A 12,902-nucleotide genomic window follows, 5' to 3' on the forward strand; every position below is an offset into this window, starting at 1 on the left:
GCCTCTGCAGATCGATACCACAGACGTTGTGGCGATGGAACAGGCGCTGAGAAGATATAATGGTAAAGCCATGATCAATTCTGTCAACGGCAAGGAAGAAAATATGAAGGCCATCTTCCCTCTGGTGAAAAAATACGGTGGCCTGGTGGTCGCTCTGACGCTGGATGAAAACGGGATTCCTGATACCGCGGCGGAACGTGTTGCCATTGCAGAAAAAATTCTGAAAACAGCGGAAAGCTATGGCATCGAAAAGAAAGATATCATTTTTGATACACTGGCCATGGCCATTTCCGCAGACCCCAATGCGGCTTTTGCCACAGTAAATTCTCTGAAAGAAATTAAAACACGTCTGGGCTGTCATACTTCTCTGGGCGTTTCCAATATTTCCTTTGGTCTGCCCAACAGGGATTTTGTGACCAGCACCTTCTTTGCTATGGCGCTGGAAAATGGGCTGTCTGCGGCAATTATGAATCCTCATTCCGCAGATATGATGAAGACATATTACGCATATCGTGCCCTGCATGGATATGATGAAAACTGTACAGACTATATCAACTTTGCATCCAATTTCGTTCCTGCGGCAGCAACAGGGGCGGCTGCGCCTCAGCCTGCGGCAAATCAGCAGGAATTCAAATCTGCTCTGCAGAAAGCCGTTGTAAAAGGGCTGAAAGAACAGGCGGGGGAACTGACAGGGAAACTGCTGGAAGAAACAGCCCCTCTGGAAATTGTACAGAATGAGATCATCCCTGCGCTGGATATCGTGGGCAAGGGCTATGAACAGAAAACTGTTTACCTGCCTCAGCTTTTGATGGCGGCGGAAGCGGCAAAGAGTGCCTTTGAAAAGATCAAGGCGGCTATGTCCACAGGCAACGGCGGCACAGCGGCGAAATGTGCCTTCGTGCTGGCAACAGTAAAAGGGGATATCCACGATATCGGTAAAAATATTGTTAAACTCCTGCTGGAAAACTACGGCTTTGACGTTGTGGATCTGGGCAGAGATGTGGCGCCGGAACTGGTTCTGGAAGAAGTAAAACGTCTCCATGCGCCTATGTGCGGCCTGAGTGCCCTGATGACAACGACGGTACCTGCCATGGAAGAAACCATCAAACTGATTCACGCAGAAGCACCCTGGTGCAAGGTGGTCGTTGGCGGCGCGGTTCTGACACAGGATTATGCTGACCGTATCGGTGCGGACAAATATGCGAAAGATGCCATGGAAGCTGTTCGTTATGCAGACGAAGTGAATGCATCTCTGGCAGAATAATTTTCTAAGGCCGAGGAGGGAATAAAATGAAAATGGAAATTCTGACTACCATACTCCTGCCTTTTCTGGGAACAGTCATTGGTTCCGGTTTCGTATTCTTTCTGAAAGGAGAAATGAGCCGCAGGCTGCAGCGTTCTCTGATGGGCTTTGCAGCCGGGGTCATGGTGGCGGCATCGGTCTGGAGTCTCATCATTCCTGCCATGAATCAGTCAGAACACATGGGGAAACTGGCGTTTTTGCCTGCGTTTATCGGCGTTTGGGGCGGTTTTCTGTTTTTGCTGGCACTGGATCATATCATTCCTCATCTGCATCTGAACAGCGATGCTCCTGAAGGGATGAAAAGTGATCTTGGAAAAAATACGATGATGGTATTTGCCGTTGCTCTCCATAATCTGCCGGAGGGCATGGCGGTCGGCGTGGTCGTTGCCGGCTGGCTGACAGGAAATGAGACTATTTCCGCGGCAGCGGCATTGGCTCTTTCTCTTGGGATCGCATTACAGAACCTGCCGGAAGGCGCTATCATTTCCATGCCACTGAAAAGTAATGGCATGAAAAGCAGCAGAGCTTTTGTCTACGGTGCGCTGTCGGGGGCAGTAGAGCCTTTGGGTGCGATCCTGACGATCCTTCTGGCGGCATTTGTGACACCGATCCTGCCTTATATGCTTTCTTTTGCGGCAGGGGCGATGCTCTATGTGGTCGTGGAGGAACTGATCCCTGAAATGTCTGAAGGGGAACACTCCAATATCGGCACGATCTTTTTTGCCGTGGGCTTTTCTCTGATGATGGTATTGGATGTGGCTCTGGGATGAAATAAACAAGAAAATAAGACCTTGCGGTTTATAAAACTGCAGGGTCTTTTTATGTGCGGAAAAGAGATTTTTCAAGAAGCGTATACAGCGGTTTGAACAGTACCAGACACAGAACCACATTACCGATACAGTGGGTGATGTCGAAGCCCAGCCCGGAAACCCAGTAGGAAAAAGCCGCCGCAGGGCCGCCCGTAAGGAGATAGGGCAGGGTGCAGAGGGTGCCGAAGGAAAGGCCGAAGAAACCGGAAAGGATGCTCCAGAAGAGGACGGAGCGGTTTTTCCGCAGGGGCAGACAGACCAGAGCCAGAACCGCCCAGACATACAGATAATTGAAAAACCACATGCCGAAGCCGTACAGAAATCCTTCCAGAAAAACAAAGCAGTAGATCATCCAGAAAACCCGTCTGTCAAAGAAAATGGTATAAAGGATGATGAGCAGACTGATGATCTCAATATTGGGCAGAAAGGACATGATGACCTGTCCCAGAAAGAGAAGGGCGGTCAGCACCCCCATCAGCGCCAGATGGTAGGTTTTGCTGTGAGCCATCAGTATCCCTCCGTCAGTGTCAGTTCGAACTGATCTCCGTCTGCAACAGGAAGGGTATCTGCGCCGCTGTTGACCTGTTCGCCGCCTTTGGTGATGCACCACCACTGCTGGTTGCTGCTGTCTGCGGTTTCGCCGTCAACGGTTGTGATGAAAAGGCCGTAAGAGCCGCTCTCGCCTTCAGCCAGACCATTTTCCAGCAGGACATCTGCCAAATATTCTGCATCGGTCTGATAGGTGAATGTGTTTTCGGTTTGATCAGCGTGGGTGACGATGACATTGATTTCCTTTTCGCCGATATTTGTCTGAGGTTTATTCTGTGTGTAAAAAATACCTGCGGCAGCACAGAGGATCACAAGGACTGCTGCAAGGAAAATATTTCTTTTGTTCATAAAAAAAGCCTCCTTTTCGGTAAATCACCGTTTGGGGGCAACGAAAAAGAAACCCCCGATTTATGCCTTCGGATGTTTGGATATTGTTTCGGACGCGTATTCTGACTTGAGCCGAAATCCTACTCAAAGCCCCTTCCCGAAAATTTCTTCAGTGGTATATGGCTTTTTTCGTTGCTCACACAGCAGGGATAAAACTGTTCCGGAGTCTCACCGGATTCCTGTCCATTTCTTATTTCATCCATCATACAGCGGGAGACGTTTTTTGTCAATTCGTGTAAAAAAAGAAGCCCCTCTTAAGAGGGGCTTGCTTGTTTGGGTTAGTCCAGATCAGCATCGATTTCTACGATGAAACCATCTTTATCCAGTTTGATTTCCATAGTAAATACATCATCATCCAGATCGGTATCATCATCATCAAGCCATACGTCAAAGAAATCGTACAGATCATCAACATTGTTCAGACCTTTTACATTGATGTCTTTTACATCGTCTTCCCAGTCTTCTTCTTCGTCTTCATCATCTCTGTCGTATTTTGTGAAGTAATATTTGGTGGTAGCTTTGCTCTTTTTGCCTTTCAGCTTCAGGTGGTCATCGCCAAAGCCGGTCAGGACGCCTTTTGTTATCGTTACCTTACCTGTGATTTCGGTCACTTCATCATCATCAACGACCAGTTCTACATCAATGGTTTTGCCGTCTTTGAATGCATTGTACAGTTCTTCCCAGCTATCCAGTTTTGTGTTGCCGTCCTGTACTTCGATTTCTACATCGTCTGCATCTTTTGCTTTGAAGGTATCGCCGTCTACTTTGATGTCGCCATCTTCGTCATCTTCATCGTAAGTCATGTTCTGGATTTTACCGCTTACTTCGTCATCATCATCATCGTCGTCATAAGCTTCGGTGTAGATGTAGATTTTTGTTGCATAGTCATCATCGTCATCATCCAGCACCAGAATGGCTTCCAGTACTTCGTCATCATCTTCTGCTTCTTCGAATGCTTCTAACAGGTCTTCCCCGTCAGCGCTCTTGTCATCGATTTTGATGGTAGTATCGTCATCAAAGTTATATTTTTTGCTGCCGATCTTGATTTTACCTTCTTCGTCATCCTCATCATATTCTACATCAGCAACATCGCCTTTTTTGTCGCCTTTGGGCTTACTGCTGCTGCTTTTGCTGTCTTCTTCGATAGAGCCGACGATTTTGGTGAGTTTGTCTTTGGAATTCAGTGTCAGTTCTACTTCGATTTCCTTGTCGTCATCTTTGCATTCTTCGAACAGTTCCAGCAGTTCTTCCCAGTCATATTCTTCTTCGTCACCGTCTTCATCTTCGATTTTGATGGTCACGTCATTGACATCGGAAACGTGGTATACGCTCTTATCGTTGATTTCGATTTTACCGTCTTCATCTTCGTCATCGTAATCCATATCAGTGATGACGCCTTCAGTATCTTTTTTCGTATCTTCTTTTTTCGCACTGTCAGATGTAACGGTCAGTTTTGTGACACGGTTGCTTTCGTTCAGCGTAACAACTGCACTCATGGCGCTGCCGTCTTTGAACAGTTCTGCTACTTCTGCGACACTGGAAGAATCGCCGTTCAGCGTAACGGGGATGCTGGCAGAAGTATACAGATAGTAAGCGTTGCTGTTTTCAAAGTTTACATAGAAATTTGTCAGCGCTGCGACTTTGCCGGACTGGCTGGAGGAAACAGGAGTGGAAGGTGTTTCCACTGCAGCGGCGCTATTCAGTTTTTCGTACAGATTTGTTACCATAACGGCTGTTTCTGTACGGTTCAGTGTTTTCTTGGGATTGAATCTGTTGGTATCGTCGCCGTTTACGATTTTCACTTCGTTCAGCAGAGCGATATAAGGTCTTGCATCTGCAGAGATGCTTGCATTATCCACGAATTTTGTAGTGGATGCAGTTGCTTTATAGGAGGGAACACCAACTGTCAGGGCGCGGCCAAGAATTTCCGCAGCCTGTTCTCTGGAAGCGGGCATATTGGTGCCGTTTTTTACGAAATTGCTCAGGTCGGAAATGGAAATGATCCCTTTTTCCAGACAGAAGGAAATGGCAGGGTGTGCCCAATCCTGAATTTTATATGTATTCAGTACAGTTGCCCATTTTTCTGTAACAGAAGCGTCTGCAGAAGCTTTTTTGGTCTGCAGCAGAACTTTATATGCAAACTGACAGGATTCGGATAAAGATACAGTGTCTTTGGGGCGGAAGTAATTTTTGCCGTTGATCGTTTCACCGACTACCAGACCCAGATCGGCAGCTTTATTGATAGATACTTCGGCACCGGGCCAAGGAACCTGATTGATGTCTGCAAAGGTAACAGCCAAAGCAGTCACAGGCTGGAAAGCCAGAAGAGATGCTACCAGAAGGGAAAGGGGTTTTGCGGTTTTACGGTATTTCATAGGGACAACCTCCTTTTGTGTTTTCATATTTTTTTCGTATTATATCAAATATTTTTCCTCTTTGGAACAAGTATATCAATATTATATTATAAAAACCTTTGATTTTTATTAAAAACGGCGAAATTAAGAAAGAATTAAGAATTGTGGAAATCGCTTCCCGGTATATGTTTTTCGGGAAAACATATACTATCCGTAAGATATTACGGGAGGAATGTGTGTGAAAAGGAAAGGGATTTTAGCTGGATTTCTGGCGTTGCTCCTGACGGTGGGGATGGTTTTTCCTGTTTTTGGGGAAGAAACGGCTGCGTTGGAACTGGCAAGCAAAAGTGCCCTTCTGATGGATGCGGCAACGGGAACGATCCTGTATGAAAAAAACAGCCATGAAGCCATGCCGCCGGCCAGTGTAACGAAGGTTATGACGCTGCTGCTGATCTATGAAGCGGAGGAAGGCGGACAATTCCAATGGGAAGACCGTGTGCAGGTCAGTGAACATGCGGCGTCCATGGGAGGTTCTCAGGTCTTTCTGGAGCCGGGAGAGACCCAGACGGTGGCAGATATGACCAAATGTATTGCCATTGCATCCGCTAATGATGCAGCTGTTGCCATGGCAGAATTTGTGGCAGGCAGCGAGGAAGCCTTTGTAGAGCGGATGAACCAGAAGGCAGAAGAACTGGGGATGACGGATACGCATTTTGAAAATGCCTGCGGTCTGGATACGGATGGACATGAGACCAGTGCCTACGATATTGCACTGATGAGCAGGGAGCTGATGACCCGCTTTCCTGAGGTCAGAGACTATACCACCACGTGGCAGGATACGATCGTACATAAGACGCGCAAGGGCGAATCGGAATTTGGTCTGACCAACACGAATAAGCTCATCAAATGGTACGAAGGAGCCACCGGTCTGAAAACCGGCTCCACGGGAAAGGCCCTCTATTGTCTTTCCGGCACGGCGGAGAGGAATGGGCTGCATCTGATCGCAGTGGTCATGGCGGCACCGGATTTTAAGGTGCGGTTTCAGGAGACTATGAAGCTGCTGGACTATGGCTTTGCCAATTACAGCGCGGAAAAAGGGCTGTCCGCAGGCGAAAAGATGGCGGAAATTCCCGTAACGAAGGGGATGGCTGATACGGTCAGCGCCATCGTGAAAGAGGAAATTTCTTTTTTGCTGAAAAAAGACGGAGGGAAAGAGTGGGAAACGACGACAGAAACCCTTCCTGTGCTGCATGCACCGGTGCAGAAAGGCGAGAAGGTGGGGGAAGTGATCTATCTGATCAACGGAGCAGAAGTCGGACGAACGGATCTGATCGCGGCGGAAGAAGTAGAAAAGGCTGATATCGGTACCATGCTGGAACGTATGCTGAAGATATGGTTCTGATCTTTCTTTGAAAAATTTCCAGACTCCCAAAGGAATGATGCTGGCGGGCTTTGTATGATTCTGGCGTTTTTGGGCGGAATATCGAAGTTCGAAAGGGGAAAAAGTAACTGAGGAACAGAAAGTGCGCATATTTGTTCCAAAATTTACAATTTGGGAGTGGAGTTGATGCAGCAGAAAAAAAGAAATCATTTTTTTGCAGTATACCCGAAGGGACTTTTTTTGATACCATTTTTCTGCCTTTCCCTTTTTCTGCAGATGGCGCAGGCGGCAGAAATGCTGGTGCCTGTGGGGAAGACCGTTGGCGTTACCATGGATACCCAGGGGCTGTTGGTCTTGGGCACAGGCAGCGTGGATGGGGAAAATGACCGCATCTATACGCCCTGTAAAGGCATATTGCAGGCGGGCGACCTGCTGCTGGAAGCCGATGGGCAGACGCTGGAAAATAAGGAAATTTTTCTGGAAGCGGTGGAAAAAAGCGGCGGGGAAACTATATCGCTGCGGCTGCAGCGGGATGGCAGGGAGAAGAAAGTTGCTGTGACCCCGGTTTTCAGCACGGCAGACGGCACCTATAAGATCGGTGCATGGATACGGGACAGTATTCAGGGGATCGGTACCGTGACCTATTATGATCCCAACGACCAGACCTTCGGGGCTTTGGGACACGGGGTATATGATGTGGACACGGGGGAACTGATGCAGATCCGGGAAGGTGCGCTGGTTTCGGTGGAGCTGACGGAAATCGTCAAAGGGCAGAAGGGGAAAGCCGGAGAACTGACGGGGAAAATAGAACTGCAGGAAAAATTTGCCCGCATCGATGAAAATACGGAAGCGGGTATTTTTGGCAGTATCAGTACAGCTGTTTTTGATGGGGAGGCTCTGCCTGTAGCAGCAGCGGCAGAGATCAGAAAAGGGAAAGCCCATATCCTTTCTGATCTGGAAGGAAAAGGAGTAAAGGCTTACGAAGTACGGATCGAAAGCCTGCGGAAGGACGGCGGAAAAGCCCATAAGGATATGACCATCCGCATCACGGATGAGCGTCTGTTGGAACTGACGGGCGGTATCGTGCAGGGTACCAGCGGCAGCCCCATCATCCAGAATGGCAAACTGGTGGGCGCGGTGACTCATGTGATGGTGAATGATCCAACCAGAGGGTATGGGATTTTTATGGAGCACATGCTGGAACAGGAAAAATCTTAAAATTCCCTTAAAACTGCTAAAAAACTTGACAAATCAACCATTCAGAGATATCATCAAAAAGTAGTCTTGTTTATTTTATGTCCTTTGCAGATTGCTGCAAAGGACGTTTTTTGTTCCATATGAAGCTTTAAATATCACAGAAGAAAGCGGGATATAACAAGGAGTTTGATACAAATGAAAAAGATCAGAATCAAGAAGCCGGATATCAAAGCCGGAGTACAGAAACTGAAAACACTGAAATGGTCGGATGTGAAAGCAGGCTATCAAAAAAGCAGGCAATTACGTGCCGAAAAAATGGAAGCTTTCCGAAATAGTGCCGCATGGAAAAAGATGCAGGCAGTTAATGCGCAGATGAATCGTTTTTCTCTGATCCTTCACGGGATCTGGGCCATCATCATCAACTATATCATTGAAGCCATGTCCCGTCATTCGGTGATGGCGGCGTGGGAATATTCCAGGATCTCCACAAAGGCATTCCTGTATAACGCCTTTATGATCTTTGTCACATTTTCCGTTGTGTATTTGTTCAAACGGAGAGCCTTTACCCGTATCATTATCAGTATCCTCTGGTTTGTGCTGGGGATCGTCAACGGGGTCATGCTTTCCAGACGTGTCACGCCGTTTAATGCCCAGGACCTGAAAACCGTAGCAGAGGGGCTTTCCCTGTTCACGAATTATTTTAGCGTGCTGGAACTGATCGGTCTGGGGCTGGGAGCTGTGCTGGTCGTTCTTTTTCTGATTTATCTGTGGAAAACAGTGGGTCAGTTCAAAAGAAAGGTCAATTATCTGCTTTCAGCGGCAGTGGTGGCGGCGTCCTTCGGCGGCTATGGCGTGCTGACGGATTATGTCATTGAAAACCGTATCGTTTCCACATATTTTGCAAACATTGCCTTTGCATATCAGGATTATGGTCTGCCTTATTGTTTTGCGGCAAGTATTTTCAATACAGGCATTTCCGAGCCCAACGGCTATACGGAAGAAATGGTGGCAGAAATCACCAATGACAGCGAGATCGTGAAAAGCACAGCAGACACAGACCTGATGCCCAACGTACTTTTTGTACAGCTGGAATCCTTCTTTGATACTTCTGAATTTAAAAGTCTGAATACGACCATCGACCCTCTGCCCAATCTGAGAAAGATGGCAGAAGAATATTCCTCCGGCTATTGTCAGGTGCCTTCCATCGGTGCCGGCACAGCAAATACGGAATTTGAAGTCATCACAGGGATGAACCTGAGATATTTCGGCCCCGGGGAATATCCTTACAAAACATATCTGAAAGAAAGAACGGCAGAAAGTGCGGCAACAGCCTTCAAATCCTTTGGCTATGGTGCCCACGCCATCCATAACCACAGCGGTAATTTTTACAGCCGTGCGAAGGTTTTCAACAATATCGGTTTTGACACCTTTGTGTGTAAGGAATTCATGAATTTTGACACCACACCCAATGGCTGGGCGAAGGATGAAGTGCTGCTGGAACATATCAATGACTGTCTGGATTCTACAGAACAGCAGGACTTTGTATTTACGATCACCGTACAGGGTCACGGCAGCTATCCTGAGAAAAAAGTGCTCAAAGATCCTCATCTGTATGCATGGGGCACAGAATCTGCGAAAAAGAACAACCAGTGGACATACTACGCAAATCAGGTCTACGAAATGGATACTTTCGCAAAGAATCTGGTGGATATGATGGAAAAACGCGGCGAGCCTGCGGTAGTCGTATTCTATGGGGACCATTTGCCTACACTGGGTCTGGCAGAAGCGGATATGAAGAGCGAAAGCCTGTTCAATACAAATTATGTGATCTGGGATAATATTGGTCTGAAGAAGGAAGACGGAACGATTCCTACCTACCAGCTCATGGCGGAAGTGATGGACCGTATCGGTCTGCACAGCGGTACCATCTTCAATTATCATCAGCAAAGAAAAGACACAGAAGTGGTCGATTATCTGATGGATCTGGAATTGCTGCAGTATGATCTGCTTTACGGCAAACAGTATACCTATAAAGGCGAGCCTGTGATCACGGAAGGAAATATTGAAATGGGTGTTCGTGATTCGGAAATACTGTATCTGAGCGAAAGTCTGGACGGGGAATATACCATTGTCGGGAACAACTTTACCAAATGGACGTATGTGTATATCAATGGTGAAAAACAGTCCAGAAAGTTTGTAAACGAAAATACCCTCAAACTGAAAAAGAGTCATCTGGAAGACTGGGATGTTGTGACCATCAGTCAGGTTGGTTCCAGCAATACCATCTTCAGAACTTCTGAAGAATATGTATATCTGGAGGGCAGACTGGTGCCTTATACAGAGGAACTGAAAACAGAAAAGATGCTGTTGGATTATGACGGTGACCCTGCAAAGGCAGCAGCGGAAATTCGTCAGAGAAACAGAGAACTGAAGCGAGCAGAACTCAAAGTAGAATAATAGAAACCGAAAAGGTGTATATCAGAAGATATGCACCTTTTTTTTCATAACAGGAAAAATATGGAAGTTTGTGAAAACCATTGACATGGTTTTCAGAACCATGTAATATATTCCCAGAAAATACTTGGAAATCAAGCAGGAGAGAGGGTATATCATGAAAAAAATCATTCTGTTAGCTGAAACAGGCTCTGATGTGAATGCGGAACTGGCAAAAGAATATGGCGTAGAGATCGTTCCCATGCACGTTTCCTTTGATACGGAAACCATGGACGACGGCGCTTTTCCTGTTGAAAAAATCGTGGATTACTATCAGACCACAGGCAAACTGCCTAAGACCAGCGGCAGCACCCCTGAGGATTTTGAAATCGTTTTTGACCGTATCCATGCAGAACATCCCGATGCGCAGATCCTGTATCTGGCATATTCTGCCATTACTACCTGCTCCATGCAGAGCGGCGTGATCGCTGCAGAAGGCAGAGATTATGTGACGATCGTCGATACAAAGCAGGTATCCGCCGGTCAGTGTAATGTGGTCATTGCCATGGCAGAACTGCTGAGAGATCACCCTGATCTGACGATGGAAGAAGCGGTGGAAGCAGCAGAAGACCTGATTTCCCGTGCAAATATGTGCTTCATGCCCGATAATCTGGAATTTTTGCGGGCGGGCGGTCGTGTGAGCAATGTGGCATTTTTAGGGGCGCGTATCCTGAATCTGCATCCCGTGATTGAAATTCTGGACGGTCTGCTGATGGCTACAAAGAAATACCGCGGCAAGATGAACAAAGTGGCAGCTCAGCTGGTGGCTGACTATGCGGAAAAATATGATCTGGACAGAGAATGTCTGTGGCTGGTATATGTCATCGGTTTTTCTGATGAAGTGCGCGCAGTTGTGGAAAATGCGGCTAAGGAAGCAGGCTTCAAGAAAACAAGATGGATTCAGGCTGGCGGCGTAATCACTACCCATGGCGGCCCTGCAGCTTTTGGTCTGGCCGGATTCTCCAGAAAGAAATGATTTTCGTATGTTTTTTATGCCCATCTTCGGATGGGCTCTTTTTTTGCGAAGATTCCTGTGATATAATAATCAGACGGAAAAGTATTACTTAGAATGAAGGAGAACGTTCATGTCTAATTATTTGATTGTACCGGAAGTTGTTTATATGATTCTGCTGCTGTGCAGCTGGGTTGTGGCTATGTTTTCCGGTATTGCATTCGTATACGGAATCTTTATGAAAAAAACAAAACAGATGATCCTTCCTTGGGTAGGTGTTTTTGTCTGCTGTCTGGTGTTGGTATTTCTGCTGATGAAAGGCTTTATTGTGCCGCAGAGCATGATCGGTTAAGGTATGAAGATGACGGAAGAACAGTGGGATAAAAAACTGAGGATACATACCACCGGCAGGCTGGATGATCATGCCGATCAATATCGTTATCCCTACGAGCCGACACCTTATACGGTTCTGGAGCGACTGGTGGAAAGCGGATATATCAAGGGGGAAAATATCCTCATTGACTATGGCTGCGGAAAGGGACGCGTGGGCTTTTTTCTCTATTATGCCCTCGGCTGCAGAACGATTGGTCTGGAATATGATGCTGCTATTTTTGCGCAGGCGGAGGAAAACAAAGGAACGGCAGCAAAAGGGCAGGGGGTATCTTTTTATCATGCGGATGCGGCGGAATTTCCGGTGGTGAAAGCAGACTGTTTTTATTTTTTCAATCCTTTTTCGGTGCAAGTTTTGCAGAGCGTTATGGGGCGCATCATGGAATCCTATTATGAAAATCCCAGAAAAATGCGTCTGTTTTTTTATTACCCTAATGATGCCTATCTGGTTTATCTGATGACCATGTATGCCTTGCATTTTGTAGAGGAAATAGATTGCCGTGATCTTTTTCCCGGAAAAGATGAGAGAGAACGGATCCTGATATTTGAAATAAACTGAGAGACCTTTGCAGATGCAGAGGTCTTTTTTATGGGCGATTGTCATTTGGGAAGAAAAAGAGGCATTTCGCGCCCGAAAAGGTGCTGTCTGTCCAAATCGGTAGAAAAAGCAATTTTCGAGGTCTATAATGGGTTTTGACAGAGAAAGCGGAAGGGAAGCCGATTTTTCTGCAGAAAAAAATAAGAAATGGGGTGTCCTTTTATGAAGGAAAACAGAAAAAGCAAAGTGATTTTGGCAGACAGAGACGGCTTCTATCTGCAGCGGTTGAAGCGGTGTCTGGAACGGAAGGGGGAAATGCAGGTGCTGGGGATGACAGACAGCGGCCCGACATTGCTGGAAATGGCAAAAGACCTGCACCCGGACGTGATCCTGATGGATATTCTGCTGAGTGAGCGGGATGGGTTCTGGGTACTGGAAAATCTGAGAAAGGAAGGAATCGGCGGGGTCTGCATTATGATCTCTGCCATCGACAGTGATAAGCTGGTGCGGCAGGCCATTTCCTTAGGAGCGGAATATTATATGGCGAAG

At 46.9% G+C, this 12,902-nt stretch carries 12 protein-coding genes and 1 riboswitch; of the genes, 9 read left to right on the forward strand and 3 right to left on the reverse strand.

Annotation, left to right across the window (positions count from 1 at the left end; translation table 11 throughout):
- Both ACJMLT_RS07385 and ACJMLT_RS07390 read left to right on the forward strand, forming a co-directional pair.
- The coding region (locus ACJMLT_RS07385; protein WP_405728804.1) for a cobalamin-dependent protein at positions 1-1,264 on the forward strand (1,264 nt) is incomplete at its 5' end.
- 32 nt (positions 1,265-1,296) lie between these two features.
- Complete coding sequence (locus ACJMLT_RS07390; RefSeq protein WP_405728837.1) at positions 1,297-2,073, forward strand: ZIP family metal transporter; 777 nt, start codon at positions 1,297-1,299, stop codon at positions 2,071-2,073.
- Positions 2,074-2,122: 49 nt separating this feature from the next.
- On the opposite strand, the gene ACJMLT_RS07395 is transcribed toward ACJMLT_RS07390, so the two are convergent.
- From ACJMLT_RS07395 to ACJMLT_RS07405, 3 genes are all read right to left on the reverse strand, one after another.
- Entirely contained in the window at positions 2,123-2,620 is a 498-nt protein-coding gene (locus tag ACJMLT_RS07395) for a hypothetical protein (RefSeq protein WP_405728807.1), read from the reverse strand.
- The gene (locus ACJMLT_RS07400) at positions 2,620-3,009 is read right to left on the reverse strand and encodes a DUF4430 domain-containing protein (RefSeq protein ID WP_405728810.1); all 390 of its coding nucleotides are present in this window, start codon (positions 3,007-3,009) and stop codon (positions 2,620-2,622) included. The genes ACJMLT_RS07395 and ACJMLT_RS07400 overlap by 1 nt, the downstream gene beginning before the upstream one ends.
- Positions 3,010-3,084: 75 nt before the next feature.
- Positions 3,085-3,285: riboswitch (cobalamin riboswitch) on the reverse strand.
- A gap of 41 nt (positions 3,286-3,326) precedes the next feature.
- Positions 3,327-5,423 carry an S-layer homology domain-containing protein gene (locus ACJMLT_RS07405; RefSeq protein WP_405728813.1) on the reverse strand — a complete coding sequence of 699 codons (2,097 nt, stop codon included), beginning with the start codon at positions 5,421-5,423 and terminating at the stop codon, positions 3,327-3,329.
- A 211-nt stretch (positions 5,424-5,634) separates the two neighbouring features.
- Here ACJMLT_RS07405 and ACJMLT_RS07410 point away from each other — a divergent pair, with 211 nt between their 5' ends.
- The 7 genes from ACJMLT_RS07410 to ACJMLT_RS07440 form a co-directional block, all read left to right on the forward strand.
- Positions 5,635-6,804: a D-alanyl-D-alanine carboxypeptidase family protein gene (locus ACJMLT_RS07410; RefSeq protein ID WP_405728816.1), complete on the forward strand. Its 1,170-nt coding sequence runs from the start codon at positions 5,635-5,637 to the stop codon at positions 6,802-6,804.
- 219 nt (positions 6,805-7,023) lie between these two features.
- Complete coding sequence (gene spoIVB, locus ACJMLT_RS07415) at positions 7,024-8,001, forward strand: SpoIVB peptidase (RefSeq protein WP_405728819.1); 978 nt, start codon at positions 7,024-7,026, stop codon at positions 7,999-8,001.
- 174 nt (positions 8,002-8,175) lie between these two features.
- Positions 8,176-10,437 (forward strand): LTA synthase family protein, encoded by a 2,262-nt coding sequence (locus tag ACJMLT_RS07420; RefSeq protein WP_405728822.1) that lies wholly within the window; start codon positions 8,176-8,178, stop codon positions 10,435-10,437.
- 154 nt (positions 10,438-10,591) lie between these two features.
- A complete protein-coding gene (locus ACJMLT_RS07425; protein WP_405728825.1) occupies positions 10,592-11,449 on the forward strand; it encodes a DegV family protein in 858 nt (285 codons plus the stop codon).
- A 109-nt stretch (positions 11,450-11,558) separates the two neighbouring features.
- Positions 11,559-11,777, forward strand: coding sequence for a hypothetical protein (locus ACJMLT_RS07430; RefSeq protein WP_405728828.1), 219 nt, complete (start codon positions 11,559-11,561; stop codon positions 11,775-11,777).
- Positions 11,778-11,780: 3 nt separating this feature from the next.
- Complete coding sequence (locus ACJMLT_RS07435) at positions 11,781-12,374, forward strand: class I SAM-dependent methyltransferase (protein WP_405728831.1); 594 nt, start codon at positions 11,781-11,783, stop codon at positions 12,372-12,374.
- Positions 12,375-12,575: 201 nt separating this feature from the next.
- Positions 12,576-12,902: response regulator (locus ACJMLT_RS07440; protein ID WP_405728834.1), on the forward strand; the 327-nt coding region annotated here is incomplete at its 3' end.

The organism is Anaerotignum sp. (assembly GCF_045122575.1).
In the GTDB taxonomy this organism is placed as follows: Bacteria; Bacillota; Clostridia; order Lachnospirales; family Anaerotignaceae; genus Anaerotignum_A.